This is a genomic window from Caballeronia sp. INML3B, from assembly GCF_023631305.1.
In the GTDB taxonomy this organism is placed as follows: Bacteria; Pseudomonadota; Gammaproteobacteria; order Burkholderiales; family Burkholderiaceae; genus Caballeronia; species Caballeronia turbans.
The window spans coordinates 546,409-572,303 of the sequence record NZ_JALQDI010000040.1 but is presented as its reverse complement, the minus strand read 5'-3'; the positions used below and the strand labels follow the sequence as shown (position 1 = coordinate 572,303).

General features: G+C 64.4%; 27 protein-coding genes. 17 read left to right on the top strand and 10 right to left on the bottom strand.

The window, feature by feature from the left end; genetic code table 11:
- Window positions 1-229 precede the first annotated feature (229 nt).
- Window positions 230-1,576, top strand: coding sequence for an OprD family outer membrane porin (locus tag NCS58_RS18450; RefSeq protein WP_250477431.1), 1,347 nt, complete (start codon window positions 230-232; stop codon window positions 1,574-1,576).
- 346 nt (window positions 1,577-1,922) lie between these two features.
- A complete protein-coding gene (gene oxlT / locus NCS58_RS18445) occupies window positions 1,923-3,236 on the top strand; it encodes an oxalate/formate MFS antiporter (RefSeq protein ID WP_250477430.1) in 1,314 nt (437 codons plus the stop codon).
- 222 nt (window positions 3,237-3,458) lie between these two features.
- On the opposite strand, the gene NCS58_RS18440 is transcribed toward oxlT, so the two are convergent.
- The 6 genes from NCS58_RS18440 to hmpA form a co-directional block, all read right to left on the bottom strand.
- Window positions 3,459-3,635: a hypothetical protein gene (locus tag NCS58_RS18440; RefSeq protein ID WP_250477429.1), complete on the bottom strand. Its 177-nt coding sequence runs from the start codon at window positions 3,633-3,635 to the stop codon at window positions 3,459-3,461.
- 158 nt (window positions 3,636-3,793) lie between these two features.
- Window positions 3,794-3,934: a hypothetical protein gene (locus NCS58_RS18435; RefSeq protein ID WP_250477428.1), complete on the bottom strand. Its 141-nt coding sequence runs from the start codon at window positions 3,932-3,934 to the stop codon at window positions 3,794-3,796.
- 75 nt (window positions 3,935-4,009) lie between these two features.
- Window positions 4,010-5,239, bottom strand: a complete 1,230-nt coding sequence (locus NCS58_RS18430; RefSeq protein WP_061116059.1) for an NnrS family protein — start codon at window positions 5,237-5,239, stop codon at window positions 4,010-4,012.
- Window positions 5,240-5,494: 255 nt separating this feature from the next.
- Complete coding sequence (locus NCS58_RS18425) at window positions 5,495-5,899, bottom strand: cupin domain-containing protein (protein ID WP_086960666.1); 405 nt, start codon at window positions 5,897-5,899, stop codon at window positions 5,495-5,497.
- Between the two features lie 16 nt (window positions 5,900-5,915).
- The gene (locus tag NCS58_RS18420) at window positions 5,916-6,353 is read right to left on the bottom strand and encodes a carboxymuconolactone decarboxylase family protein (RefSeq protein ID WP_061115741.1); all 438 of its coding nucleotides are present in this window, start codon (window positions 6,351-6,353) and stop codon (window positions 5,916-5,918) included.
- A gap of 212 nt (window positions 6,354-6,565) precedes the next feature.
- A complete protein-coding gene (gene hmpA, locus NCS58_RS18415; protein ID WP_250477427.1) occupies window positions 6,566-7,747 on the bottom strand; it encodes an NO-inducible flavohemoprotein in 1,182 nt (393 codons plus the stop codon).
- A 122-nt stretch (window positions 7,748-7,869) separates the two neighbouring features.
- On the opposite strand from hmpA, the gene norR reads away from it, so the two are divergent.
- From norR to NCS58_RS18370, 9 genes are all read left to right on the top strand, one after another.
- The gene (norR, locus tag NCS58_RS18410; RefSeq protein WP_061115743.1) at window positions 7,870-9,471 is read left to right on the top strand and encodes a nitric oxide reductase transcriptional regulator NorR; all 1,602 of its coding nucleotides are present in this window, start codon (window positions 7,870-7,872) and stop codon (window positions 9,469-9,471) included.
- 457 nt (window positions 9,472-9,928) lie between these two features.
- Window positions 9,929-10,540: a c-type cytochrome gene (locus NCS58_RS18405; RefSeq protein WP_250477494.1), complete on the top strand. Its 612-nt coding sequence runs from the start codon at window positions 9,929-9,931 to the stop codon at window positions 10,538-10,540.
- 58 nt (window positions 10,541-10,598) lie between these two features.
- Window positions 10,599-11,816, top strand: a complete 1,218-nt coding sequence (locus tag NCS58_RS18400) for a cytochrome c (RefSeq protein WP_061116061.1) — start codon at window positions 10,599-10,601, stop codon at window positions 11,814-11,816.
- 14 nt (window positions 11,817-11,830) lie between these two features.
- Window positions 11,831-12,001, top strand: a complete 171-nt coding sequence (locus tag NCS58_RS18395; protein WP_086960614.1) for a hypothetical protein — start codon at window positions 11,831-11,833, stop codon at window positions 11,999-12,001.
- Between the two features lie 45 nt (window positions 12,002-12,046).
- Window positions 12,047-12,613, top strand: coding sequence for a cupredoxin domain-containing protein (locus NCS58_RS18390; protein ID WP_061115744.1), 567 nt, complete (start codon window positions 12,047-12,049; stop codon window positions 12,611-12,613).
- Entirely contained in the window at window positions 12,603-14,228 is a 1,626-nt protein-coding gene (locus NCS58_RS18385; RefSeq protein ID WP_061115745.1) for a b(o/a)3-type cytochrome-c oxidase subunit 1, read from the top strand. The genes NCS58_RS18390 and NCS58_RS18385 overlap by 11 nt, the downstream gene beginning before the upstream one ends.
- Complete coding sequence (locus NCS58_RS18380; protein ID WP_061115746.1) at window positions 14,225-15,034, top strand: cytochrome c; 810 nt, start codon at window positions 14,225-14,227, stop codon at window positions 15,032-15,034. The genes NCS58_RS18385 and NCS58_RS18380 overlap by 4 nt, the downstream gene beginning before the upstream one ends.
- A gap of 770 nt (window positions 15,035-15,804) precedes the next feature.
- Window positions 15,805-16,857 (top strand): NAD(P)/FAD-dependent oxidoreductase, encoded by a 1,053-nt coding sequence (locus NCS58_RS18375; protein ID WP_250538846.1) that lies wholly within the window; start codon window positions 15,805-15,807, stop codon window positions 16,855-16,857.
- Between the two features lie 9 nt (window positions 16,858-16,866).
- Window positions 16,867-17,577, top strand: coding sequence for an extensin family protein (locus tag NCS58_RS18370; protein WP_061115748.1), 711 nt, complete (start codon window positions 16,867-16,869; stop codon window positions 17,575-17,577).
- Between the two features lies 1 nt (window position 17,578).
- On the opposite strand, the gene NCS58_RS18365 is transcribed toward NCS58_RS18370, so the two are convergent.
- Entirely contained in the window at window positions 17,579-18,268 is a 690-nt protein-coding gene (locus NCS58_RS18365) for an HD domain-containing protein (RefSeq protein WP_061116063.1), read from the bottom strand.
- A 186-nt stretch (window positions 18,269-18,454) separates the two neighbouring features.
- On the opposite strand from NCS58_RS18365, the gene NCS58_RS18360 reads away from it, so the two are divergent.
- On the top strand, window positions 18,455-19,423 hold the full coding sequence (locus NCS58_RS18360) for a GlxA family transcriptional regulator (protein ID WP_061115749.1): 969 nt from the start codon (window positions 18,455-18,457) through the stop codon (window positions 19,421-19,423).
- Window positions 19,424-19,539: 116 nt separating this feature from the next.
- Window positions 19,540-20,061 carry a hypothetical protein gene (locus NCS58_RS18355; protein ID WP_061116064.1) on the top strand — a complete coding sequence of 174 codons (522 nt, stop codon included), beginning with the start codon at window positions 19,540-19,542 and terminating at the stop codon, window positions 20,059-20,061.
- A gap of 7 nt (window positions 20,062-20,068) precedes the next feature.
- On the opposite strand, the gene NCS58_RS18350 is transcribed toward NCS58_RS18355, so the two are convergent.
- The gene (locus NCS58_RS18350) at window positions 20,069-20,362 is read right to left on the bottom strand and encodes a hypothetical protein (protein ID WP_061115750.1); all 294 of its coding nucleotides are present in this window, start codon (window positions 20,360-20,362) and stop codon (window positions 20,069-20,071) included.
- Window positions 20,363-20,583: 221 nt separating this feature from the next.
- Here NCS58_RS18350 and NCS58_RS18345 point away from each other — a divergent pair, with 221 nt between their 5' ends.
- The 3 genes from NCS58_RS18345 (at window position 20,584) to NCS58_RS18335 (ending at window position 22,422) form a co-directional block, all read left to right on the top strand.
- On the top strand, window positions 20,584-21,201 hold the full coding sequence (locus NCS58_RS18345) for an OmpW family protein (protein ID WP_061116065.1): 618 nt from the start codon (window positions 20,584-20,586) through the stop codon (window positions 21,199-21,201).
- Between the two features lie 203 nt (window positions 21,202-21,404).
- The gene (locus NCS58_RS18340; protein WP_061115751.1) at window positions 21,405-21,965 is read left to right on the top strand and encodes a hypothetical protein; all 561 of its coding nucleotides are present in this window, start codon (window positions 21,405-21,407) and stop codon (window positions 21,963-21,965) included.
- A gap of 58 nt (window positions 21,966-22,023) precedes the next feature.
- Window positions 22,024-22,422, top strand: a complete 399-nt coding sequence (locus NCS58_RS18335) for a GFA family protein (protein ID WP_061115752.1) — start codon at window positions 22,024-22,026, stop codon at window positions 22,420-22,422.
- Between the two features lie 8 nt (window positions 22,423-22,430).
- Here the strand turns inward: NCS58_RS18335 and NCS58_RS18330 are convergent, their stop codons facing one another.
- Complete coding sequence (locus NCS58_RS18330) at window positions 22,431-23,441, bottom strand: zinc-binding alcohol dehydrogenase family protein (RefSeq protein ID WP_061115753.1); 1,011 nt, start codon at window positions 23,439-23,441, stop codon at window positions 22,431-22,433.
- Window positions 23,442-23,624: 183 nt separating this feature from the next.
- Here NCS58_RS18330 and NCS58_RS18325 point away from each other — a divergent pair, with 183 nt between their 5' ends.
- Complete coding sequence (locus NCS58_RS18325; RefSeq protein ID WP_061115754.1) at window positions 23,625-24,455, top strand: NAD-dependent protein deacetylase; 831 nt, start codon at window positions 23,625-23,627, stop codon at window positions 24,453-24,455.
- A gap of 3 nt (window positions 24,456-24,458) precedes the next feature.
- On the opposite strand, the gene NCS58_RS18320 is transcribed toward NCS58_RS18325, so the two are convergent.
- Entirely contained in the window at window positions 24,459-25,715 is a 1,257-nt protein-coding gene (locus NCS58_RS18320; protein WP_061115755.1) for an aminotransferase class V-fold PLP-dependent enzyme, read from the bottom strand.
- Window positions 25,716-25,895 lie beyond the last annotated feature (180 nt).

Below are 25,895 nucleotides of genomic sequence, written 5' to 3'. Positions count from 1 at the left end.
TTCGAGGAAGACACACCCGCAATAAATAAAGTACACGCGTCGCCCGTCCTTTGCTCCGTTTGCTCATCCGCCTGTACGCCTCGACGCTTCTAGCGTCGCCGGGCGAGGTGTTTCGCAATCCTTCGTTTCGATCAAGCCGTCAGCAGTTGAATCAAAATAAGTGGAGATCTTTTTCGTGACAAAACAAAAACGTTCACTAGCGCTATCGATTTTGTTGTTCAGCGGTTTCATGGCCGCGACAGTCGCCGCGCACGCCGATGAAGCCGAAACTCAGCCTGTTTCGCGTCACACCGAAGCGCCGCCGGATTCGCCGCCCAACACCGAAGCGGACGCGCCGGTGAGCAGTCAGGCGAAGTCGAAGGGCTTCCTCGAGGATTCGCACTTCAACGTGCTGATGCGCTCCTTTACCGAGCATGACGAATTCAAGGGCGCGGGCAAGAAGGACGCGTGGGTGCTCGGCGCGCAGGCCGTCTTCGAATCGGGCTATACCAAGGGCCTGATCGGGCTCGGCGGCGACGTGTCGCTCTTCGGCGCGTTCAAGCTGAACGGCGGCAACGGGGCGGGTAATCGCGTGCACGTGGGCACGGACGGCGGCGGATCGAATCAATTGGCGTGGGCCTATCCGGGCGTGTGGGACGTCAAGGCGCGCGTGTCGAACACGGTGCTCAAGTACGGTCAGCAACTCTTCGACAACCCGTTTCTCGTACCGCACGACAACCGCGCGTTGCCGCCGACTTATCGCGGCTTCTCGCTTGCGAGCGATGAAATCAAGAACCTGACGCTCAAGGCCGGCACGGTGGATGGCGTGCTCGCGCGCGGCATGACGACCGTCACCGGCCTGACGACCGAATACGGCGGCACGCACGTCTCGCAGTTCACGTACTTCGGCGGCGACTGGACGCACGGTGACGATACGTCGGTGTCGCTGTATGGCAGCGTCGCGAACAACGTGTGGCAACAGTACTACCTGACGGCGACGCAGAGCATCGGCGATCCCAAGACCGTGCGCTGGACCGGCTCGCTGAACTACTACTACACGGGCGCGATCGGCGACAAGCGGCAAGGCGCGATCAACAACAACGCGTATTCGCTGGCACTTGCCGGCACGCACGGCGCGCATACGGTGCAGGTCGCGTTCCAGCAGATCGTGAGCGATCAGACGTTCGACTACATGGGCCAGTCGGCGGGCGACTATCTCTCGAACTCGCTCGACGTGGACTACAACCAGCCGCATGAAAAGTCGTTGAGCCTGTCCTACACGCTCAACATGAAGCAGTACGGCGTGCCGGGACTCAAGTTCACGATGTGGGGTGCATATGGCTGGGACGCCGATGGCAGTGCGATGGCCAACAGCGGCACGGCTCAGGCGGCCAACTATCTCGTCAACGGTGAACCGATCCACGGCACGCACTATGAAATCGGCGTGATTCCGAGCTATACGATTCCGGATGGCAAGTTCAAGAACACGTCGGTCAAGTTCTACTACATGCACCATCACAGCAATAGCGCCTACTACCCGGACGGCACCAGCGATGTGTACCGGCTGATGGTCAACGTGCCCGTCAACATCTTCTGAAATTGTCGAAACGCGGTAAAGCGTAAACCCTACAGAAATACCCGTTTACATTACGTTTAACTTTCATTTATAAAGGAAGGGCGTGCTGCGGATTGCCATGTCTCGCCCACGCTCATCGCCCGGCAGGCCTGTTTCTGCCGGGCTTTTTTTTGTCTGCGCGGTTGTTCCTCACTGCAGCTTTCATGCGCTTTCGAAGCAAGATCCGCTTAGTGAAAACCCCGCCATTTCTTTCGCTTGACTTACTTGATATATCACATACTGTGTATATGCGATGCGACATGAAATGCGTCGCGTGAGGCGCCGTTCGGCGTCCGAATACACAAGGCAATTTGCCAAGGAGACAGGCATGGGAATGAACCAGATGGACCGCGACGACAAGGCGTCGCGCCTGGCGTCGCCGTGGGTGCAATTGGTTTTCGGCGTGATTTGCATGGCGATGATCGCGAACATGCAGTATGGCTGGACGCTCTTCGTCAACCCGATCGACGAGAAATATCACTGGGGCCGCGCGGCCATTCAGGTGGCGTTCACGATCTTCGTCGTGACGGAAACATGGCTCGTGCCCGTGGAAGGTTATCTCGTCGACAAGTACGGGCCGCGGCCGGTCGTGGTCGGCGGCGGCCTGCTGTGCGCGATCGCATGGGCGATCAACTCGGTGGCGTCGTCGCTGCCGCTTCTGTACTTCGCGGCCGCTGTCGGCGGCGTCGGCGCGGGCGCGGTGTACGGCACGTGCGTCGGCAATGCGCTCAAGTGGTTCCCGGCGCGACGCGGACTGGCTGCGGGCATCACGGCGGCGGGTTTCGGGATGGGCTCCGCCGCGACGGTCGTGCCGATCGCGCACATGATCAAGTCGAGCGGCTACGAAGCGACGTTCCTCTGGTTCGGTCTGGGGCAGGGACTCGTGGTGTTCCTGCTCGGCATGGCGCTCTACGCGCCGCCCGCGCAGATGATCGCGTCGGTGAAGAGCGCGGTCAAGGCGGCGGTCTACAACGCGAGTCCGAAACAGGTGCTGGCATCGCCGATCTTCTGGGTCATGTATCTGATGTTCGTCATGATGGCAGCCGGCGGACTGATGGCGACGGCCCAGCTCGGGCCGATCGCGAAGGACTTCGGGCTGCACGATTCGCCCGTGTCGATACTCGGTCTGACGCTGCCCGCGTTGACCTTCGCGCTCACCATCGACCGCGTGCTCAACGGCCTGACGCGACCGTTTTTCGGCTGGGTGTCGGATCGCATCGGGCGGGAAAACACGATGTTCGTCGCGTTTGCAATCGAAGCGGTGGGCATCGTCGCGCTGTCGAAGTACGGGCACAATCCGACGGCGTTCGTCGTGCTGACCGGCATCGTGTTCTTCGCGTGGGGCGAAATCTACAGCCTTTTCCCGGCGACGTGCGGCGACACGTTCGGTCCGAAGTTCGCGGCGACCAACGCGGGTCTGCTTTATACGGCGAAGGGCACGGCTGCGTTGCTCGTGCCATTCTCGAGCGTGATCACGACGACGACCGGAAGCTGGCACGCGGTGTTCATGCTCGCGGCGGGCATGGCGGCGATATCGGCGCTGCTCGCGCTCTTCGTGCTGAAGCCGATGCGTAACGCGCATTCGCAGAAGCACGCGCGCGCGGCGTCGCTGGACATGTCCTACACGGCGGTGAAGGAGTGATGCGTACGGCGTGAGGTCGGCTGGGCGGGCGACCCGGCGTGTCGCCCGTTTCTAGTTATCGAGCTCGCGCTTTCCGCGGCTTGCGACTGATGATGCGGCGCTCGAGGCCGCGTTGCGGATGCGCGTTTCGTCTTGCCGCCGGCAGGTGGTCTCCTCGCTCCCTTATCCCCGTGATTCGAGCGATCCTGCGGCAGCAGGATGGGCGTTCAGCGCCGTCGCGGGCTACGGCGACGCGCGAAACGAAAGCAGATGACGCCGCGGATTCGACACGCCTCGAAGCGCGGCGCAGAACGCCAGGCGGGGCACGCGTGTATCGATGCTGGCGATCCCCGCCCGCAATGCCAGCGCGCACGCCGGCGACACGAGAGCGAGAAGAACCAGACTTACGTGAGCGCTCATGCTGTCTCCAGTCGATGTCGGCGCTAGATGTCGCCGACGGTTGTCCAATGAACGTAGTGTCGTCGCGAAGGGCGCGCGGGCCAACCCGGCTCGCGCGGGGAACGCACGATTATTCAGGAGACGGATGAAGCGAGCCCCGCATATGGAGGGACGGTGAATCAGAACCGCGTGCCGACGCTACAGCCGCCGAAGCCGCCGCCATTGGTGGCGAAGGCGCTGCAACCGAGAAGGCCGCAGCCGGAAAGCGTGAGCGCAGCGACGGCGAGCGCCACGGCGCAAATATGACGAAGGTGCTTCATGGTGACATCGGAATGGGAAAGCGGGATGCGATTCTCGCGGAACCGGCGCATCCCGATGTCAAAACGTGTTGCCTCTCAACCCGGCTTGCCATCCGCACGCGGTCTGAATAGCGGCGCAGCGTACGCCGCGACGTACAGCGCGAACGCGAGCACCCAGCAGATGCCCGCGGCGAAGATCCACGTCGAATGCCATGCAGGCGCGGCGAGCGGCCCGAGCACGCGCAGCGCGCCTGCCGCGATCACGAGCGCATAGCACGCGATATCGCGCTTGTCCGCGACGAGCGGGCGTCCCGTATGTCCGCGTGCGGTGCGTGTGATCATCGCGATGATCGCGCCGCCGATCGCGCCGGCCGCGAACGCGTGCATCGCGAGGCCATGGGGCACGCGCGTCCATCCTCGCGAGGACGCAGCGAGCAGCGCGAAGCCGAGCGGCAACCACGCATAAGCCAGATGCAGAATCGCGAGAATGGGCCGTCCGCGCACGGCGTACGAGCGCCAGCCGATCATCCGCGCGAGATGCACCCCGCACGCCAGCAAGGCGAGCGGCGCGACGATCGCGCCATCGAGCGCGAGGGCATCGGCGAAAAACGCCGCGAGCGTGAGCGGCGCGACCGTCGCCTCGACGATGCGCCGGCGCCGCGCGACGAAGCCGGGGATCGCGTTGGCGGTAAACATCGGGATCACGCGTCCACCGATCACGCTGACGAGCAATACGACGATGCCCGCGGATGCATACACGGCGCGCATCGAGAGATCGGCGCGCGTATCGATCGCGAAGCCGTGAAACAGGGCGTTCAGCGCGCCGAACGCAAGCAGCACGACGGCGAGGAAATAGTTGCGCCGGTTGCCCGCCTTCATGAGCACGCGGAGCAGCAGGAGTGCGGCGAGGGGCAAGAACGCGCTATCGACGATCGCAGCCGGCAGCGCGGGACCGCTCCACACGAGCACGCGCCCGGCAAGCCACAGCAGCGTGAGCGCTGCGAGCACCGCGCCTTTGGCCGTGTCGCGTCCGGTCCAGGCGCGCACGGCCGTCAGCAGAAAACCGGCGATGATCGCCGCCGCGAAGCCGAACACCATTTCATGCGCGTGCCAGCCGATCGGGTCCGCACGCAGCAGATAGCCGCCGGAAAGCGGCACGCCCGACAGCACGAGCAACCACACCGTCAACGCGACTGCGCCGAACGCCGCGCCGCACAAATAGAACGGCCGGAAGCCGAGATTGAATAGCGCGCCGCGCTGATAATGGCTCGGCTCGCGCTTTTGCGACGCCGCGACAAAAACGGTGCTGGGTTCTGCGATCTTCATGACATCCTCACGATGGAACCGCCGTGCGCGCGAGTGCGCGCACGGGTAACCGATGAACAGGTTCGCGCCGGCGAACATCGGCAACGCGAGCGCTAGCTTCACGCATGCGAGCGTCCCCAAGGCCAGGCCGAAGCTGCACCGGCGCGTCACAGCCGCGCCGGGACACACCACGCTTGCCCGAGCCCGCAGAGCCCGGGCACGATGCTCAAGAGCCAAGCGGCAACGCGCGGACGGTTCACGATGTCATCGCCTCGATCAGTGCGGAATCGGCTGCTTGACCGGATCGTTGTCGCCGACGATCGCGAACACGAGCAGCTTCGCCGGCTTCGTCGCGCTCGCATTTTTCGACACGATGTGATGCGCGCCCGGCGGCTCGTACCATGATTGCCCAGGACCATACGTCTTCGCGGCGGAACCTTCGAGCTGCGATGTGACGTGGCCTGCGAGCACGTAAGCGAAGATCGACCCCGGATGCATGTGCGCTTCCGATGCCTGTCCCGGCTTGTACGAGACGGTCGCCATGAGCACGTTCTTGCCGGCTGCCTCGGGAATGGCCTGCTTCATCACCGGCGCGACGACCTCCGCGCCCTTCGTATCGTGCGCGCCGGCATTCGCCGCACCGATCATCAGCGCAGCGGCCAGAACGAAAGATTTGCGCATGCTCATGTCCATGTCCTCATGCAGGCGTCTTGCGGAACGCGATGGCGAAGCGGTTCCAGCTATTGATCGCGGAGATGAGAAGTGTCAGGTCCACGATTTCCTCGTCGCTGAAGTGCGGCTTCACGGCTTCCCACACGCTGTCGGGTACGTGATCCTGCGACACCAGCGTCAACGCTTCTGTCCATGCGAGGGCGGCGCGTTCGCGATCGGTGAAGAACGGCGTCTCGCGCCACACGACGACCGTCGCCAGACGCCGGTCCGTTTCGCCGCCCTTGCGCGCATCGGTCGTGTGCATGTCGACGCAGAACGCGCAGCCGTTGATCTGCGATGCGCGCAGGCGCACCAGTTCGGTCAGCGATTTTTCGAGCGCCGACTTGGCGATGCGCTCTTCGACACCGACGAGCGCCTTGATCGCGGCGGGGCTGGCCTTGTAGAAGTCGAGACGGGGTTCCATTGACGTATCCTCTTTGCTTGGTTCGGAAAGCGCGCCAGAGCGGCGCGGCAAGAGAAGATTAGGCCTCGGAGTGGCTGTTTGAAATGACCGGTTTTATGGAATTTCAGGTAGCCACCGCATCGGCGCCGGACTGCTTTCCGCTCGAATCAGGACGCAAAAAAACCCACGGCGGCACGCGCCGCGGGTCCACAGGCGCAGCCTCGCGCGCGGAATCAGTCGAGCGCGGCGGCGGGGCCGAAGAACTCGTAGCGGCTCTGCGCCTCGGGCACCCCGAGCACCTTCAGATGCTTCTTCACCGCCTTCATGAACGCCTTCGGGCCGAGGAAGTACGCATCGACATCACGGTTCTTCGGTAGCCACGCGTCGAGCAGCTTTTCGTTGACGAAGCCGATGCCATGCGCTTCGTGATCGCCGTCGCGCTTGTGCTCGTAACAGTAGAAGCGCTCGAGCTGCGGGTGACGCGCCGCCAGCTCTTCGATGACCGCGCGGAACGCATGGACGCCGCCGTGCCGCGCCGAGTGGATGAAGTGCACCGGGCGCCTGGTTTCGAGCGCGGCCTGAAGCATCGCGAGCGTCGGCGTGATGCCGACACCGCCGCTGATCAGCACGAGCGGCTTCTCGCTCTTTTCCAGCCTGAAGTCGCCTGCGGGCGGATAAAGCTCGAGCACGTCGTTTTCGCGGACGTTCGCATGCAGAAAGTTCGACACCTTGCCGTTCGCCTCGCGCTTCACGCTGATGCGATAGTCGCGGCCGTTGGGCGCCGCCGAGAGCGAATAGTTGCGACGCAGTTCCTCGCCGTCGATGACAAGGCGCAGGCCGATGTACTGGCCCGGATGGAAGTCGAGCAGGGCGCCGCCGTCCTCGGGCACGAGATAGAACGACGTGATTTCGTCGCTTTCCTGCTCCTTGCGAGCGACGACGAACCGCCGCGTGCCGCGCCATCCGCCCGGCGCCTTTTCGCGCTCGCTATAGATGCCTTCCTCGAGCCCGATCAACAGATCGGCGAGTTGCCCGTAGGCGGCGGCCCATGCCTCGATGACGGCGTCGGTGGCGATTTCCTCGCCGAGCACTTCTCGGATCGACGCGAGCAGGCAGCGCCCGACGATCGGATAATGCTCCGGCAGGATGTTCAGCGCGACGTGCTTGTTGATGATCTGACCGACCAGGCCGCCGAGCTTCTCCAGTTCGTCGATATGCCGCGCATACATCAGCACGCCGTTGGCGAGCGCGCGCGGCTGCGCGCCGCTTGCCTGGTGCGCCTGATTGAACATCGGGCGAACTTCGGGGTATTCGGTGAGCATCTTGTTGTAGAAGTGCCTGGTGAGCGCCTCGCCGCCGCTTTCCAGCAGGGGGACGGTTGCCTTGACGATGGCTCGGTGTTCGGCTGACAGCATTCTTCGGTTCCTCATGATGAAAGGCGGAAGCGGGCGCTTCCGCGTCGCAATCCTCGGGCAAGACCAATACACGTTCCGTGCCAGAGTAGAATTGGCGTTAAATCAATCGTTTATCGAAATTCATGGTCGATTCGACTCTGGTCCAAAAGACTACAGAAGTAGTCGCAATGACTTCAAGGGTGCTGCTCGACGCCCTCGTGCCGCTGATCGAGGACCTGTCGAGCGAGATGCCCGACACCGAGCGCTACCGTCGTTTGCTGCACACGCTGCGCGCGCTCTTTCCGGGGGACGCCACTGCGCTTTTGCGGCTCGATGGCGACACACTCGTGCCGCTTGCCATCGACGGTCTGTCGAGCGATACGCTCGGCCGGCGGTTTCGCGTCAGCGAGCATCCGCGATTCGCGCGCATCCTCGCGCGCGAGGCGCCGACGCGGTTTGCCGCCGGCTCCGACCTGCCGGATCCGTACGATGGCCTCGTGAAGGGCGTAAGCGGCCATCTCGAAGTGCACGATTGCCTCGGTTGTCCGCTCATCATCGACGGGCGCGCGTGGGGTCTGCTGACGCTCGACGCGCTCGATCCTGCGCGCTTCGACGGTATCGACATGGCATCGCTCCAGGCGTTTCTCAGTCTCGCGGCGGCGACCGTGCGCGTGGCCGAGCGCATCGACACGCTCGCGAGACGAGGCGAGGCGGAGCGTCAGCGCGCGGAGGTGTATCGGCAGGCGAACGGGCCGCGGCGGCGAGAAATGATCGGCAGCAGCGGGCCGCATAACCGCTTGCTGGAGGAAATCGCGATCGTCGCGTCGAGCGATCTGACCGTGCTGATCACCGGCGAGACGGGCGTCGGCAAGGAGCTCGTTGCGAGCGAGATCCACGCGCTGTCGCCGCGCGCGGACAAGCCGCTCGTCAGCCTCAATTGCGCGGCGCTGCCGGATACGCTCGTCGAGAGCGAGCTCTTCGGGCACGTGCGCGGCGCTTTCTCGGGGGCGTCGTCGGATCGGCGCGGCAAGTTCGAGCTCGCCGATGGCGGCACGCTCTTTCTCGACGAAGTGGGCGAACTGCCGCTGCCCGTCCAGGCGAAGCTGCTGCGCGTGCTGCAGAACGGGCAGTTGCAGCGCATCGGCTCGGACAACGAGCACAAGGTCGACGTGCGGCTCATCGCCGCAACCAATCGCGATCTCGCCGAGGAAGTGCGCGAAGGGCGCTTTCGGGCGGATTTCTATCATCGCCTGTCGGTGTATCCGCTCGTGGTGCCGCCGCTGCGCGAGCGCGGGCGCGACGTATTGCTGCTCGCGGGTTACTTCCTCGAAGAGAACCGCTCGCGCCTCGGCCTCCTGAGTCTGCGTCTTTCCGCCGACGCGCAGGCCGCGCTGCTCGCGTATCGCTGGCCCGGCAACGTGCGCGAACTGGAGCATCTGATCGGGCGCAGCGCGTTGAAGGCGCTCGCGGCGCATCGGGAGCGTCCGCGCATCCTCACGCTCACCGCCGCCGATCTGACGCTCAACGGCGATGGCGCGACAGCCACGGTTAGCGCGCCGCGGGCGGAGGCATCGCCGTTGCCCGCGCCGGGCACGGACTTCCGCGACGCGGTGACCGCCTACGAACGCACGCTCATTCTCGATGTGCTGAAGCGTCACAACCAGAACTGGGCGTCGGCGGCGCGCGAGCTCGGTCTGGATCGCGCCAATCTCAATCGCCTCGCCCGGCGCCTCGGCCTCAAGTGAACGCGCCGCAACTCATTACCCGTCTCGAAATAATCGACCTGATCGTTCAAAGCTGCTGTATGCAATCCCCAGCGGGTTGATCTGGCGCAATTGCCCATCTCAAAAATGTGCGATTCATTGTTCGAGCGCAAATAACGATGCGTTGTGTCATGCGCATCGACGTCGTGCATTGAGACAATCTCCAGACTGGGAAAAAGAGGCCGTCTCTTCTAAGATCAGAAAAGCCAAGCGCAACCCATCGGCATCAAGAACATCGCAGCGCCTTGAAAAACCGCGTCGGACGCATGCCTCACACGCCCGGCAAATCGAACACGGCAAAGACAACGGGGGTTACGTGCGAAACGTGGCAAAGCTCTGCGCTTTCTTCTTGTCCGCGCTTTTCGCGTTTTTCAGCTTCGGCGTACTCGCGGCGGACGCCCCCGCGCGAGGCGCGGCGCTCGAACGCGCCCCCGATACCATGCAGGCCCGCGTGATGGGTTGTGCGGCCTGCCACGGCGCGCACGGCGAGGGCACCGACAACGACTATTTCCCCCGCCTGTCCGGCAAACCCGCCGGTTATCTGTACAACCAGCTCCTCGCGTTCCGCGACGGCCGGCGCAAATATCCGCCGATGAACTACCTGCTCGCTTATCTGCCCGACGCGTACCTGAAGCAGATGGCCGATTACTTCGCGGGCGAACGCCCGCCGTTCGCGCCGCCCGCGGCCGTGAGGGTCGACGAGAAAACGCTCGATCTCGGCAAGACGCTCGTCACGAAGGGCGATGCATCGCGCAATGTGCCCGCCTGCGTGAGTTGCCACGGCGCGGCGATGACGGGCATGGAGCCCGCGATTCCCGGCCTTCTCGGCCTGCATGCCGACTATCTCAGCGCGCAACTCGGCGCGTGGCGTTACGGCACGCGCTCGACCGTCGCGCCGGATTGCATGGGGCAGGTCGCGAAACTGTTGAACGACCGCGACATCACCGCGATAGCGGCCTATCTCGCGTCGCTGCCCGCGCCGGCGAATCCGGTGCCGGTCGCCGCCGGCTCGCTCAGGATGCCGCTCGCCTGCGGCAGCGTCCATAACTAACCGAGACCCCAACGTGCTCCGTTTTCGACATTTCCGAGCGCTGACCGTCGCGGTCTTCATTGCGGCGTGCGCCGCGCCGATCGGCCAGGCCGCGGCGCAAGGCGCGGATGCCGCCACCGTCAAGCGCGGCGAATATCTCGCGCGCGCGGGCGACTGCATCGCGTGTCATACGCTGCCCGCGGGCAAGACGTTCGGCGGCGGCCGCCCGATGGACACGCCCTTCGGCACGCTCTATACGCCGAACATTTCGTCGGACAAGGAGACGGGCATCGGCAAATGGACCGCCGAAGAGTTCTTCGCGATGATGCACACGGGCAAGTCCCGCGACGGCTCGCTGCTCTATCCGGCGATGCCCTACACGTCATACACGAAAGTCACGCGCGCCGACTCCGACGCGATCTACGCATTCCTGATGTCCACGCCGGCGGTGCATCAGCCGAACCGGCCGCACGAGCTGCGTTTCCCCTTCAATCGTCGTGAGCTGTTGCTCGGCTGGCGTTCGCTTTTCTTCCGCGAAGGCGTGTATGAGCCCGATGCGTCGCAATCGGCCGAATGGAATCGCGGCGCGTATCTGGTGGAAGGCCTCGGACACTGCTCGATGTGCCATACGGCCATCAACGCGCTCGGCGGCAACGTGAAATCGAAGGCGTTCGAAGGCGGCCTGATCCCGATCCAGAACTGGTATGCGCCGTCGCTCACGTCGAACAAGGAAGCGGGTCTGGGCGACTGGAGCCTCGACGACATCGTCGGTCTTCTGCATGCGGGCGTGTCGAATCGCGGCGCCGTGTACGGGCCGATGGCCGAAGTTGTCTACGACAGCCTGCAATATCTGACCGAGGAAGATGTTCGCGCGATGGCCGTCTATCTGAAGGCGCTGCCCGCGCGCTCCGGCGACAAGTCGGCGCCGCCGAGCCAGGCGGCCGTCGAAGAAAAGACGAGCCTCTCGCCGCTCGGAAAGAAGATCTACGACGCGCAATGCGCCGAATGCCATGCCGCGCAGGGCCAGGGCAAGCCACCCGACTTTCCGCCGCTCGCGAACAATCAGTCGATCGTGATGAGTTCGGCCGTGAACCCGATTCGAATGGTGCTGAACGGCGGCTATCCGCCCGGCACTTTCAAAAACCCGAAGCCCTACGGCATGCCGCCGTTCGCGCAGTCGCTCTCGGATGTCGAGGTCGCGGCCGTGGTCACGTATATCCGCACCGCGTGGGGCAACCGCGGCACGCCGGTCAGCGTGAAGGAAGTGAACGAGCTGCGTTCGGCGCCACTTTACTGAGCATCGACGACACCATGACTGAAGACCCGAATGAAATCGCGAGGCAGGACGCGAAGCTCGACGAGATCGTGAAGCGCGGCCCATCGGGCGCGATTGCGCTCGCGGGCATCTCGACGGCGATCGTCATCGGCCTCTGGTTCGTCTTCTATTTCGCCGTGTTCCTGCCGCGTGGCGTGATTCAGTGATCTCAGCGACCTCAACGATTCGGAAGGTTCACTAAGGCATCGCATATGGCCATCAATCCAAGCTCGCACGACATCGCCGAACGGGTCGAACGGCGTTGGGCGATTCTCGTGCTCGCGATCGTCGTCGTGCTCGTCGGCATGGTCGTTTATACCGGCGTGCACTGGTCGATGATGCCGCCGTCGCGCGTCGAGACGATTCGCCCTGAAACGCTGCATGTGTCGGGCGAATTCATCGAAAGCAATCTCGGCGCCGCGCCCGAGGCGGATGGCTCGGTGACGGTGCGCATCGTCGCGCAGCAGTACTCGTTCACGCCGCAATGCCTGGTGGTGCCGGCGGGCGTGCCGGTGACCTTCCGCGCGACGAGCTCGGATGTCGTGCATGGCTTTCTGATCACCGACACGAATATCAATTCGATGCTGGAGCCGGGCTATGTCTCGACGTTCAAGACGACTTTCGACAAGCCCGGCGAGCATCTGATGCCCTGTCACGAGTACTGCGGCACCGGGCATCAGAACATGTGGGCGCACGTGAAGGTGGTGGACCGCGCCGAATTCATGCAGATGGCCGACAAGATGCCGGCCAATTCGCGGAGAGTGTCCTGTGTTCAATAGCAAGCGCCTCGTACTCGCGCATTTCTGGCTGGCTTTCATCGCCTTCGGCGTCGCGCTTTTGCTCGGCGCATGGCAGATGCTCGTGCGCAGCCCGTTGCATCCGTGGCTGCAGAATCCGGAACTCTACTATCGCTCGGTGACGGAGCACGGCACCGTGATGGGCTATGCGTTCCCGACGCTCATCGCGATGGGCTTCGGCTACGCGGTGAGCGAGCTTGCGCTGAAGCGCCCGCTCGTCGGCCTGCGCTGGGCGTGGCTCGGCTTCTGGCTGGTCGCGGTGGGCGCGGTCACGGCGACGGTGCCCGTCGCAATGGGCCTCGCGTCCGTGCTCTACACCTTCTATCCGCCGATGATCGGCAACGTGTTCTATTACATCGGCGTCGTGTTCGTGGTGGTCGGCTCGTGGGTGTGGGTCGCGCTGATGTCGGTGAACCTCGCGTCGTGGAAGCGCGAGAACGCGGGCAAGCCGGTGCCGCTCGCGATGTTCGCGACCGTCGCCGGTGCCTATCTGTGGGGCTGGACGGCGGTGGGCGCGGCGATCGAAGTGCTGTTCATGATCCTGCCCGTCGCGATCGGCTGGAAGTCGACGATCGACGCGGGCCTCGCGCGCGTGTTCTTCTCGTGGACGTTGCACGCGATCGTCTACTTCTGGCTGATGCCCGCGTACATCGCGTACTACACCATCATTCCGCGTGCGATCGGCGGCCGTCTCTACAGCGATTCGATGGCGCGCATCTCGTTCATCCTGTTCCTCGTCGTGTCGATGCCCATCGGCATTCACCACCTTTTCGCCGATCCGCAAGTGGGCTCGGGCTTCAAGTTCATGCACTCGGTGTTCACCGCGCTCGTCGCGGTGCCGACACTGCTCACCGTGTTCACGATCTGCGCATCGGTGGAGATTGCAGCGCGGCTGCGCGGCGGACGCGGGCCGCTCGGCTGGATTAAGGCTTTGCCGTGGGACAACCCGATGATGCTGGCCGTCGCGTTCTCTTTCGTGATGCTCGGCTTCGGCGGGGCGGGCGGGCTCATCAACATGAGCTATCAGCTCGACTCGACGGTCCACAATACGCAATGGGTGACGGGGCACTTTCATCTGATCTTCGGCGGCGCGATCGTCATCATGTATTTCGTGATCGCGTACGATCTGTGGCCGCATCTGACCGGGCGCGCACTCGAGAGCGTGAAGCTGATGCGCTGGCAGTTGTGGCTATGGTTCATCGGCATGATCGTGCTCACGTTCCCGTGGCATTTCGTCGGCATTCTGGGGATGCCGCGGCGCATGGCGTTCTACGACTACAGCGATCCGGCGATCGCCGCGCAAGCGGTCTATGTGGTGATCTCAGTGCTGGGCGGGCTGATTCTGGTCGTATCGGCGGTGCTGTTTTTCATCGTCCTGATCAAGGCGCATCGCGCGCCGCGCACGGCGATCGAGGAGTTCCGCTTCAGCCGCGCGGTGCATGAGCCGCGCACGCTTCCCGTGGCGTTGAACAGTTTTGCGCTGTGGCTCGTGCTGATGATCGGCCTTACGCTCGTCAACTACGGCTACCCGATTGCGCAGTTGCTCGCGCGTTCGGATACGGCGGTGCCCGCAGTGCCGATCGGAGCGCAGCGATGAGCGACGAACGCCTCTTCACCTTCCGCAACCGCTGGTTCGCCGTCAGCGTGTTGGGGACGATCGGCATCGCCGTGGTGTCGGCGCTGATCGGTTTCGTATGGCTGCCTTCCGTGCAGCGCGACGCGCCGTTCACCGGTATCTGGAATGCGATCTGCAGCGCGGCGGGCGTGCCGCGCGAGTGGTATGCGGGCGGCGCGGCCGTCGAGCCGAAGGTGAAGCTCACGGGCGTCGAGATCACCCCGCAGTTGCTCACTAACGTAAGCGCGAATTCGATCGGGCGTGGCGCGACGCTGGCCTTGCGCTGCACGATGTGCCACGGGGAACGCGGCATGAGCGACGCGAATTCGCCGAATCTGGCGGGGCAGTATGCGTCGGTGATTTACAAGCAGCTGATCGATTTCCAGAAGGGCGCGCGCACCAACGCGGTGATGTCGCCGATGGCGATGAACCTGAGCGATCAGGATATGCGCGATCTCGCGGCGTATTACGCGAATTTGCCGCGGCCGCCGGCGCAGCGGAAGGTGAGCGACGCGCTCGCGCCGGCGATCGTCGCGCATGGTGCGCCGATGCGCAATATCGCGCCATGTGCGGCGTGTCATGGGGGCATCGATAACAAGGCCGGTAGCCCTTGGCTCGATGGCTTGCCGGCGGCTTATACCAAGTCGCAATTGATCGCGTTTGCCAATGGCACGCGGACGAACGATGTTAACGAGGTGATGCGCAATGTTGCGCGCAACATGACGCCGGAGGAGATCGATGCGGCGGCGATGTATTACGCGCGGGAGTTGAATGCGAATGCTAAGTGATTTGTTTTTGGGGTTGACTTTGATTTCGCCGGATCCCGTTTTCTTTGTGGTTTATTAGCGTTGCCCCTATGCGGGGCGGCAGTCACTTTCTTTGCTGCTGCAAAGAAAGTAACCAAAGAAAGCAGCTCGAGACGCCCGCGGTCACACGCAGTTTGGCCACGCTTGCCAGCCGATCGTGGGCTGCCTAAGTGTCGCCCTCACAAGACTAATCGGGCTTGGCTCGCGCACGGTCTGTCGCCGCGCGCCGCACAGCGGAGCGGTTCAGCACCAAAAGGCTCTGGCCCGCTTCGCGGCCGATGGGTTCATCGGGTTTGCGCGCGCTTCGTCGCTAACGCATCCATCTCATTGCATGTGCGATAGGTTGGTTTCCCTGGTAGACCCGTCGGCAGCGCGCAGCGCTGTGCCGAAGCTATTTGGTGCTGAACCAGCAAGTGGAGTGGTGCGATGAGACAGACCGTGCGCGATCCAAGCGCGGTTGGGCCTATGAGGGCGACACTTAGGCAGCCCACGATCACATGGCAAGCATGGCCAAACTGCGTGTGACCGCGGGCCTATCGAGCTGCTTTCTTTGGTTACTTTCTTTGCAGCAGCAAAGAAAGTGACTGCCGCCCCGCACAGGGGCAGTGCTAATAAACCAACAAGAAAACGGGATCCGGCGAAAAAAAATCGCCGCTAAGCAAACAGGGACTTCATTGCCCCCGCAAAAACCTTTCTGTATCGTGACCCGAAGAATGCTGAAAAATTCAGCAAGCAAAGGAAAGCGAACCGAAATGGAATCTCAAAGCGAAGCGATAAAAACCGACGTATTGATCATAGGCGCCGGCCCGGTAGGCCTATTTGCCGCCTTCGAGGCAAACGTGATCGGCCTCACGTGTCAAATCGTCGACACCCTCGGGCGCATCGGCGGCCAATGTATCGAGCTCTATCCCGACAAGCCGATCTACGACATTCCCGCGATTCCTTCATGCACCGCACGCGAGCTCGTCGATCGCCTGCTCGAGCAGATCCGCCCCTTCGATGTGCCGATCCATCTCGATCAGCGCGTGCAGTCCGTCACGCAGCGCGAAGACGATCATCGCTGGACGGTCACGACCGAACGCGGCATGACCGTCGACTGCGCCGCGATCCTGATCGCGGCCGGCAACGGCGCGTTCGTGCCGCAGCGGCTGCAATTGCCCGAGGTCGCCGCGCTGGAAGGCAAGGACGTGCACTACAGCGTCTCGCGCGTGGCGGATTTCGCGGACAAAGAGGTCATCGTCGCGGGCGGCGGCGATTCTGCGCTCGACTGGGCGCTCGCGTTGAAGGACATCGCGAAGAAGCTCACGCTCGTGCATCGGCGCAGCGGCTTTTCGGCGGCGGCGAACTCGGTTGCGACGATGAAGCGCGCGGTGGACGCGGGCGAGATGGCATTCGTCATCGGCATGATCGAATCGCTCGATGCGCCCGATAACACGCTGCGCGGCGCGCGCATCAAGCAGGTGGAAGGTTCGACGGATGTTGCCGCCGACAAGATCGTCGCGCTCTATGGTCTCGTCTCCGAACTCGGCCCGATCGCCACCTGGAACCTCGATGTGCGCGGCGGGCGCATCGAAGTGGATACGTCGAACTATGAATCCTCTCGGCCGGGCATTTTCGCGGTCGGGGATATCGCCAACTATCCGAACAAGCAGAAGCTCATTCTGTCGGGCTTCCATGAAGCGTCGCTCGCGTTGCGCAAGGCCTATTCGTATGCGTATCCCGAGAAGAAGCGCGTGCACGTGCATTCGAGCTATGACGCGAAGCTCGCCGAACGCGTGAACGCCGCGCACGCAACCGGCGCGTAAGCGCTTCGCATGATCGCGCGCATCGTCGCGTGGTTGCTGCTCGCGTCGCTCGTGGGCGCGGCCGCATTCGGCTACGCGGTGTACTCGAAGCGCATCGTGCTGTCCGAGCGCTACGATCCCTTCGCCCCGCTCGACGTGCGTGCGCCTCAAGGTCCGCTCACGCGCTTCAGGCTATGGCGCACGATGCACGACGCGCCACTCTGCGACGCCGCGCTCGCGCGCTCCGGTCTCGTGTATCGCGCGATGGCCGATGCAACAGGGCCGGGCGGTTGTGCGCTCAAGGACGTAGTGCGCGTCACGCAGATGGAAGACCTGCGCATCAGTTCGCCCTTTCTCGCGACGTGTCCGCTCGCGCTCGGCATCGCCTATTTCGAGCATCAGTATCTTCAGCCCGCCGCGCTCGACATCTACGGCGAGCGCGTCGCGCGCATCGAGCATGTCGGCAGCTATGCGTGCCGCAACGTGAATCATCAGCAGGACGCTGCGCTGAGCCAGCATGCGAGCGCGAACGCCATCGACCTGACGGGCTTCGTGCTCGAAGACGGACGCCGCATCACGCTCGCGCGCTGGAGCGATGCGGCCTCTCCCGATGGACAGTTCCTGCGCCGCGTTCACGAAGGCGCGTGCCATGCGTTCGCCACCGCGCTGGGCCCCGGTTACAACGCGCTGCACGAGACGCACTTTCACGTCGACATGGGACCGTATCGCATGTGCCGCTGACCTACGCGTGGCGGTGCGCCGGGTCGCGGCACGCCGCATGATCGTGAGGCTGATCGTTCCACGCCGACCCGAGGATGATGCTGCAGAAGTTCAGCCGCCTGTAATTCGGGTCCTTCAACGCGAGCACGTCGGCCTTGACATTGCCGAAGGTCGATTCGGGCTTGCCGATCGTGCCTTTGGCGAATGCGTCGATGATGCCTTCCTTGAAGTTCGCCTCGCGCGGATGCGCCGCGACCACGAGGCGCCGCTCATCCGCGCTGAACTCGTCGTAGGCGAGACCGAGCACATCCATCTCGACGCCCGCCGTGACCAGCGCGACCACCGGCTTCTTGTACTGCGGAATGCCGGGCGTCGTGTGCAGCGCGATCGCGTCCCACACCTGCTCGATCTCGTATTCGCCGATGCCATGCCGACGCAGGAAATCGCGCGCCGCATTCGCGCCATCGACTTCGAAGCGGTCGTGCGCGCTGCTGTACGCTTCGGTGAGGCCCATGTCATGGAACATCGCGCCGATATACAGCAGTTCGGGATCGTACTTCAGTTGCTTGCGCTCGCCCGCGAGCGCGCCGAACAGGAACACGCGGCGCGAATGGTGGTAGAGCAGATCGGGCTCGGTATCGCGCACGAGTTGCGTGGCTTCGCGCGCCATCTGGCTGTCGGGAATCCTGATGCCTGCGATGATTTCGCTCATGAGTATGGCTCCGTGATGTGGGTCGATCGACGACGCGGATGCGGGTGCGTTGCTAAAATCGCGCAGCGCGTCGGATGGCTTTAGTCTCGTCAAAACGCCTTCACGTCTCAATCGAAACGGCGCGTCGAACCCTGCCAAGCGCACGCCGTCTTCTGCCATGCGCGCTCATCACGGACCTTCCATTCGATGCCTACAGTCGCAATCGCAATCTTCCAGGGCGTGCAGGCGCTCGATGTGGCCGGTCCCGTCGATGTGTTCGCGGAAGCGAACGGCTTCATTGCCCAATCGAACGCATATGAGATCACGCTCGTCGGTCCCGCAGAGCGCATCGTGCGCGCGTCGAACGGCACGCGTCTCGTCGCGGACCTGTCTTTCGACGAAGCGCATCGGCGCTATGGCACCGCGCTCGTCGCGGGCGGCCCGGCGCTTCCCGCCGATGCGCCGGATTCGCGGCTGACGGCCTGGCTCGCCGATGTCGCCTCGCACTGCGAGCGCTACGGCTCGATCTGCACGGGCGCATTCGCGCTCGGACACGCGGGCCTGATCGACGGCCGCAATGTGACCACGCACTGGCAGAACGCGCCGCGCCTCGCGGAGCGCTTTCCGCGCGCACGCGTCGAGCTGGACCGCATCTACATGCGCGACGACAGGCTCGTCACCTCGGCGGGCGTGACGGCGGGCATCGATGTCGCGCTCGCGCTCGTCGCGGAAGATCATGGCGCGCAGGTCGCGCTCGCGGTTGCAAAGCGCCTCGTCGTCTTCGCGCAGCGACGCGGCGGGCAATCGCAATTCAGCCCGTACTTGAGCGCACCCGCCGATGAGACTTCGCCGGTCGCGAAAGTGCAGGCGTATGTGATGGAGCACATCGGCGAGCGGCTGTCGGTCGCGCAACTGGCGAGCGTCGCCGGCATGAGCGAGCGCAACTTCGCGCGCGCCTTCGTGCAACTCGCGCAGATGACGCCGCATGAGTTCGTCGAACGGGCGCGCGTCGACGCGGCCCGCAATATGCTCGAGAGCAGCGACACGCCTCTGAAAACCGTCGCATACGAGTGCGGCTTCGGCACGGCCGATCGGATGCGGCTCGTTTTCACGCGGCGGCTCGGCGTGTCGCCGAACGACTATCGGCTGAGCTTCCGCACGCGCTTCACGAAGTAATTGGCGCGCTTGTACGCCGACGCCTCACGCCGAGTTCGCTAAACTTCGTGATGATGCGGTACGTGCAGCAGTGCGCGCGCGCCGCCGAATCCACCCTCGACATATCGGAACAGCGAATGACGAAACAAGAGACCGCCACGCAGGATCCCTACGAACGACGCGCGCTGCTGCTGCATCTCGGCGACGTGATGGAGTCGGTGTTTTGCCTGAGCCAATGCGCCGACGAATACGCGAGCATCGGCGAAGCGGTGAAGGGCAACGACGCGCTTGCTGGCTTCACGCTGCTCGGCTTCATCGACGAGAAGATGACGCCGCGCGATTTCATCCGGCGCGCATCGGGCGCGTTCTTCGTCTGGCCGAAGGCGCTTCTCGACGAGACGCTGAATCGGCAACTGCTCGCCAACACCGTCAGGCACGATCTCTTCGCAGACAACGCGAAGGGTTGGGGCGCCTATGTGGAAGAGCGGCGCAAGGACGTGCCGTGGTTCGGCGAGGAGCTGCCCGAAACCGCGAAGAGCGCGGCTCCGGCGCATGAAGCGCAGGCGCCGGCTCGGCAGAAGCAGAAGAGCAAGGCCGCGTCCGAAAAGCCATCGCGCTATTCGACATGGCCGTGGCCCGACAAGCCAGGCGACGCGTAATCGAAGGCTATTGCTTCTTGCTCATGCCGCTCGCGCCCGCATCGAAGCCGAGGCCGTTGGGCCGGTCGGGCGCGGCGCCCTTGCCCGATGATGTCTTGCCCGGCCGCGTCTTCAGTGCATCGCTGGCGTTCGCGGCCGCTGCCGCAGGCGGCGTGACGTTTTTCTCCTGATACGCGGGCGTGCTGTCGTATTCGAGCTTGTTCGGTTTTTGCGGCGCCTGCTGAGCGCTCGCCACGACGGCGAGCGTGCCACCGAGCAGACCCCCCGTCATGCGCCCGAGCGTGCCGAGTGTGGGTCTCATCTGCTGCCTCCCTTTGTACTTTAACTTTATCTAGCAAAGCGCGGACCCGCGGTTTGCGGCGTTCGAGCGCAGGCTTGTCGTCGCTCAAACCTCGTCGCCGCTGACGAGCGCGCGCGATCATGCCTTGCGCGCGGTCAATGGCGTGTGCGCCCCCGCCCGGGAAAATTCCCGCTTTTAACGCGGGAAAGATAGAAATGAAAAAAGTCTTCGGGGCAGTGGTGATGGCGTGCGCCTCCTTGTTTGCAGGCGTGGCACACGCGGCGGGCGATGCGCCGTCGAGTGATTCGATGGGCGGCATCCACGCCGGCGACGTGCTGGTGCGCCTGCGCGCGATCAGCATCCAGCCCGATGTGACAGCGGGCGGCGCACTCGGCACGCTCGGCGTGGACGTGAACAATGCGATCGTGCCGGAACTCGACTTCACCTACATGATCCGCGATGACATCGGCGTGGAGCTGATCCTGGCTACGTCGCGGCATCAGGTGACGTCGAGCATCGGCGGGCTGGGCGGCGTGAGCGTGCTGCCGCCGACGTTGCTCCTGCAATACCACTTCAATCACGCGGGCCGCGTGCGTCCGTATGTCGGCGCGGGCGTGAACTACACGTATTTCTACAACGACAAGCTGAAAGCGGGCGATACGCCGGTGTCGATCCGGCACAGCAGCTTCGGCCCGGCGCTGCAGGCGGGCGTCGACGTGCAGGTGGCGAAAAATCTCTTCGTCAACGCGGATCTGAAAAAGATCTGGATGCGCACGAGCGCGTCGGCGGACGGCGCCGATCTCGGCTCGCTCAAGATCGATCCGTGGGTCATCGGTATCGGCGTCGGCATGAAGTTCTGACATGTGCGCTTTTCCGGCGAGTGTGCGCCGCGCCGCCTTGTGTCTGGAAATTGGCGGAAGATACCGGTGCTTCTGGCGTGGACGGTTTCGCGGGCGCGGTATCCTTGGCAGCAGGCCCGGCGCAGACTCGCGCCGCTCGCGCATGCGCGAACGGCGTGCGACCTGCAACGACTAATAAAACCGCATCGGGGAACTGCAAGCCAATGAGACCTTCCACTTACGCGGGAATCGCCTTGCTCGCGGCGTGTGGCGCCGCTTTCGCGCAACAGCCGCTCGCCGTGCCCGGACGCAGCCAGAGCGCGTGGCAGCAATCCGTCGATAACGCCGCCTGCTACGGCTACGCCAATCAGACGACGAAAGTGAACGTGGCGCGCGAGCCGCAGGCGCCGCCGCGCGATGCCCAGCGTGAAACGCGCGTGCTCACGCCGCCGCGCCCCGTCGAGCCGCCCTTGCCGTCGGGCGCGTCGGGCGCGATGGCGGCGTCCGCTGCTGCGCCGGCATCGGGCGCATCGGCGGCGATCGCGGCGTCGAGCTTGCCGCCGGGAAGGGTCTCCGGTGCATCCGGGCTGCCCGGCGCATCTGGTCCGATGCCCGGCATGCCCGCGATGCCCGCATCGATGGCGGCCGGCGCGTCCGGCGCATCGGATGCGATTTACGGCGGCGACATGAAGATGCCGCCGCTGCCGCCGCCCGAGCCGCCGATGACGCGTTACTGGCGCGCTTACAGCGAGTGCATGCAGAATCGCGGCTACTTCACGCGATGAATCGTCGAAGCGCGCCCGATCGATCGCGGGCGTGCGTCGATTGCGGGAGCAACGACGGATGAACTCTCGGCCGATTCACGAAGGCGGATGCGCATGCGGCGCCGTGCGCGTGCGTGTCGCGGGCGAGCCGAAGGAAGTGAATCTGTGCCACTGCATGACCTGCCGGCGCATTCACGGCGCGCCGTTCGGCGTCTATGCGATCTTTGCGCGCGACGCGTTTCAGGTGTCGGGCGACACGGTGGCGTGGGAGAGTTCGACCACAGGCAAGCGGCACCATTGCCCGACGTGCGGGTCGCCGGTCTATCTGGCGTTCGACGGTGTCGACGAAATCGAAGTGCCGACCGGCATCTTCGACGAAACCGGTCTCTATCCGCCGCAATACGAAATCTGGTGCAAGAGCGCGGAGCCCTGGCACGACGCGCAGGGACGGCCGCGTTTTGCGCGCGGCGCGCCCTGATCAAACCATCAGCATTCGACGATCGCCTTCACGACGCCCGCCTTCGGATCGAGCAGCGACGAGAAGCGCTCGGGCACGTCGCTCAGCGTCAGTCGATGCGTGTTGAGCGCATCGGTCGGCACTTCGCCTTTGCGCATTGCCGCGAGCACGGTCTCGAAGTCCTCCGGCGTCGCGTTGCGGCTTGCGAGCAGCGTCGCCTCACGTTTGTGGAACTCGGGATCGGCGAACGAGATGCGATCCGGCACGATCGAGACCAGCACGTACTTTCCGCCGTGCGCGATGAACTCGAAGCCGCGTTCCATCGCGCGCGAGTTGCCGGTCGCATCGAAGACGACATCGAAAAATTCGCCATTCGTGAGCGCCGACAGAGCTTGCTTGTCCTGCTCGCCGATCTGCACGGTGGCATCCACTTTCAGTTCCCGCTTGCAGAACGCGAGGCGGTCTTCGCGCGTGTCGAGCGCGGTGACGTTCGCGCCGCGCAGGCGCGAGAACGTGATGGCCGCCATGCCGATCGGCCCTGTGCCGACGACCAGCACGCGCTGGCCCGGCGTCACGTCCGCGCGACGCACGGCGTGCGCGCCGATCGCGAGGAATTCGACCATCGCGGCCTGATCGAGCGTGACGCCCTCGGCCTTATGCACGAACTGTGCGGGCAAATTCAGGTATTCGGTGAACGCGCCATCGCGATGCACGCCGAGCACCTGGATGTTCACGCAGCAATTGGTCTTGCCCTGACGGCACGCGATACATTCGCCGCACGAGAGATAGGGCATCACGTAGACCGTGTCGCCCGCCTTCAGGCCGCTCGCCGGATCCGCTTCCTCGATCACGCCGGACAACTCGTGGCCCATCACACGCGGATACGACAGATAAGGCTGATTGCCGGTGAAGATGTGCAGGTCCGTGCCGCACACGCCGACGCGCTTCACGCGCAACAGCACTTCGTTCTCGCCGCGCTGCGGCTTCTCGCGCTGTTCGGCTTTCAGGGTTCCGGGCGTTTCGCAAATGACGGTCAGCATGCTTTGTCTCGTGATGTCGTTGGAGTGGGGCGTTCGACAATCTAACGATGCCGGTCGATTTGGTCAAGCCAATTTCATTAATGCGAAAGTGGTAAGGCCAGAATCGCGGCCAGCGGCGGGCGCGGTTTCGCCTTATATTTTCATCACAGCGAACCCCGCAAAAACACGTAAAAAGGACTGCACGTGCAGCAGCTTCATGAATTTGTCGAGCGGCATCCGCGGCTTTTCGTGCTGTCGGGCGCGGGCATCAGCACGGAGTCGGGCATTCCGTGCTATCGCGACCGCGAAGGCCAGCGCACGGGCCGCGCGCCGATCCTGCTGAAGGATTTTCTCGGCTCGGACTACGCGCGGCGCCGCTATTGGGCGCGCAGTCTCATCGGCTGGCCGATCGTGCAGAACGCACAGCCGAACGGCGCGCATCACGCGTTGCGGGCGCTCGAGGCGCGCTCGCGGGTGCATCGGCTCGTCACGCAGAACGTCGACGGGCTGCACACGCGCGCGGGCAATCCCGATGTGATCGAGCTCCACGGCAATATCGGGCGGGTGCGCTGCATCGATTGCGGCGAGCGACATACGCGCGCAGCGGTGCAGCGCATGCTCGAAACGGCGAATCCCGATTTCGTCGGTCATACGGCGCCCGCGGTGCCGGACGGCGACGCGCACATCGAGGATCTCGACTTCGCATCGTTCGACGTGCCCGGCTGCACGCGCTGCGGCGGCGTGCTCAAGCCCGACGTGGTGTTCTTCGGCGAGAGCGTGCCGCGCGCGCTCGTCCACGACGCGGCGCGCTCGCTGGAAGCCGCCGACGCGATGCTCGTCGTCGGCTCGTCGCTGATGGTGTACTCGGGCTACCGCTTTTGCGAGTGGGCCGCGAAGAGCGGCAAGCCGATCGCGGCGATCAACATCGGCAAGACGCGCGCCGATGCGCTCCTCGCGCTGAAAGTCGAAGCGCCGTGCTCGGAGGCGCTCGAACGCTTGATCGAGCGCCTCGACGCGCGGCCGGTGGCGGGCTAGCGGCTACTTCAGCTCGCGCGAGAGCGCTGCGATGCCTTCGAGCAGGCGCGCCGCGTCCGACATGCGCGTGAAGAGGGCAGGCGTCACGCGCACGACTTCGCCCGCATCCGGACCGGGGCGCGTCACCGTGAACACGCCGAAGCGCTCGCGCAGCGCCGCGACGATCGCATCGCAGCCCTCTTTCGTCGCGCGTCCGTGCAGGCGGAAAGCGGTGATGCCTGCGGTCATCGCGGGATCGTCGGGCGTCATGATCTGTACGCCGGGAAGTTCGCGCGCCGGCTTTGCCCAGGCATCGCGCAATGCACGCAGGCGCGCCTCCTTCGCCTTGGCCCCGATCGACAGATGCACGTCCAGCGCCGCCGGCAGCGTGAACCACGCGGCGAAGTTGGGCGAGCCGGTATGCACGCGCGCGCGGATATCGTCGGCGGGCCAGGTCCGGTCGCCCAGATACGGATCGATCGACGCGACGTGTCCACGGCGGATATAGATCGCGCCGCAGCCGAGCGGCGCGCCGATCCACTTGTGCAGATTCAGCGCGGCGAAGGGCGCGTTCAGGTCCGGCACGTCGAAGTCGAGCTGCCCCCACGAATGCGCTGCATCGACGATCACGTCCGCGCCGGCTTCCTTCGCCATCGCCGATATGTCCGCGACCGGCAGGACGAGTCCCGTCGCGAAGCACACGTGCGAGAGCAGCACGAGCCGCGTGCGCGGGTGCGCGCTCAAGGCCCTGGCGTAGGTTTGCAGCACCGCCTCGCGCGTCGCCGGCTCGGGCATCGTGATGCGCACGGGCGTGACGCCGCGCCGCTCGCGCAGCCATTCCATCGCGTCCTTGCCGCAGGGATAGTCGAGATCGCTGTAAAGCACGGTGTCGCCAGGAGAGAGCCGGTTGTAGCCGCTGATGAGCGCGAGCAGCGCTTCGGTCGCGTTGCGTGTCAGCTCGATTTCCTCGACCGCGCATCCCATTTCCTTCGCGACGCGCTCGCGCAGACCCTGATACAGCGTCATCAGATGCGGGCGAATCAGCAGCGTCGTCTCGCGATTCACGCGTTCGGTCCAGTGATGGAACATCGCCTTGACCGGCTCGGTCATCGCTCCCCAGAAGCCGTTCTCCAGATTGATCAGCGCGTCCGACTGGCGCCACAAGGCGCGTACCGCGTCCCAGTAGTTTTCGTTCGTGGCGAGGCCGGTCGCCGGCGTGGGCGGGAGCGCCGCGAGCGCGGCTTCGAAATCGGGCGTGCGGTAGTCGAGGAGGTCGGGCATCGGAATCGGAAGTCGATGAGGGTGGAAAAAATTACTTGGCGTGATCATGCTTCATGGCACGGGCTTACCGCTGCGCCCGGACAAAATGCGGACTATTTGCATCTTTCGCCTTCAGAGCTCAAACCGGCGGGCCGTAATCAGCAGGAAGAGCGTCACGCGCCCGGTGCGGCGAAACGTCCG

Excerpts from the sequence above, each read along its gene's own strand:
- NCS58_RS18435 (WP_250477428.1), bottom strand. The coding sequence starts at position 3,934 with ATGAAGCACCTTCGTCATATTTGCGCCGTGGCGCTCGCCGTCGCTGCG.
- NCS58_RS18450 (WP_250477431.1), top strand. The coding sequence starts at position 230 with ATGGCCGCGACAGTCGCCGCGCACGCCGATGAAGCCGAAACTCAGCCT.
- NCS58_RS18340 (WP_061115751.1), top strand. The coding sequence starts at position 21,405 with ATGAGACCTTCCACTTACGCGGGAATCGCCTTGCTCGCGGCGTGTGGC.
- NCS58_RS18420 (WP_061115741.1), bottom strand. The coding sequence starts at position 6,353 with ATGGAACCCCGTCTCGACTTCTACAAGGCCAGCCCCGCCGCGATCAAG.
- NCS58_RS18355 (WP_061116064.1), top strand. The coding sequence starts at position 19,540 with ATGACGAAACAAGAGACCGCCACGCAGGATCCCTACGAACGACGCGCG.
- NCS58_RS18380 (WP_061115746.1), top strand. The coding sequence starts at position 14,225 with ATGAGCGACGAACGCCTCTTCACCTTCCGCAACCGCTGGTTCGCCGTC.
- NCS58_RS18350 (WP_061115750.1), bottom strand. The coding sequence starts at position 20,362 with ATGAGACCCACACTCGGCACGCTCGGGCGCATGACGGGGGGTCTGCTC.
- hmpA (WP_250477427.1), bottom strand. The coding sequence starts at position 7,747 with ATGCTGTCAGCCGAACACCGAGCCATCGTCAAGGCAACCGTCCCCCTG.
- NCS58_RS18335 (WP_061115752.1), top strand. The coding sequence starts at position 22,024 with ATGAACTCTCGGCCGATTCACGAAGGCGGATGCGCATGCGGCGCCGTG.
- NCS58_RS18345 (WP_061116065.1), top strand. The coding sequence starts at position 20,584 with ATGGCGTGCGCCTCCTTGTTTGCAGGCGTGGCACACGCGGCGGGCGAT.
- NCS58_RS18390 (WP_061115744.1), top strand. The coding sequence starts at position 12,047 with ATGGCCATCAATCCAAGCTCGCACGACATCGCCGAACGGGTCGAACGG.
- NCS58_RS18370 (WP_061115748.1), top strand. The coding sequence starts at position 16,867 with ATGATCGCGCGCATCGTCGCGTGGTTGCTGCTCGCGTCGCTCGTGGGC.
- NCS58_RS18405 (WP_250477494.1), top strand. The coding sequence starts at position 9,929 with ATGCAGGCCCGCGTGATGGGTTGTGCGGCCTGCCACGGCGCGCACGGC.
- NCS58_RS18320 (WP_061115755.1), bottom strand. The coding sequence starts at position 25,715 with ATGCCCGACCTCCTCGACTACCGCACGCCCGATTTCGAAGCCGCGCTC.
- NCS58_RS18425 (WP_086960666.1), bottom strand. The coding sequence starts at position 5,899 with ATGCGCAAATCTTTCGTTCTGGCCGCTGCGCTGATGATCGGTGCGGCG.
- NCS58_RS18430 (WP_061116059.1), bottom strand. The coding sequence starts at position 5,239 with ATGAAGATCGCAGAACCCAGCACCGTTTTTGTCGCGGCGTCGCAAAAG.
- oxlT (WP_250477430.1), top strand. The coding sequence starts at position 1,923 with ATGGGAATGAACCAGATGGACCGCGACGACAAGGCGTCGCGCCTGGCG.
- NCS58_RS18330 (WP_061115753.1), bottom strand. The coding sequence starts at position 23,441 with ATGCTGACCGTCATTTGCGAAACGCCCGGAACCCTGAAAGCCGAACAG.
- NCS58_RS18440 (WP_250477429.1), bottom strand. The coding sequence starts at position 3,635 with ATGAGCGCTCACGTAAGTCTGGTTCTTCTCGCTCTCGTGTCGCCGGCG.
- norR (WP_061115743.1), top strand. The coding sequence starts at position 7,870 with ATGGTCGATTCGACTCTGGTCCAAAAGACTACAGAAGTAGTCGCAATG.
- NCS58_RS18365 (WP_061116063.1), bottom strand. The coding sequence starts at position 18,268 with ATGAGCGAAATCATCGCAGGCATCAGGATTCCCGACAGCCAGATGGCG.
- NCS58_RS18360 (WP_061115749.1), top strand. The coding sequence starts at position 18,455 with ATGCCTACAGTCGCAATCGCAATCTTCCAGGGCGTGCAGGCGCTCGAT.
- NCS58_RS18395 (WP_086960614.1), top strand. The coding sequence starts at position 11,831 with ATGACTGAAGACCCGAATGAAATCGCGAGGCAGGACGCGAAGCTCGAC.
- NCS58_RS18375 (WP_250538846.1), top strand. The coding sequence starts at position 15,805 with ATGGAATCTCAAAGCGAAGCGATAAAAACCGACGTATTGATCATAGGC.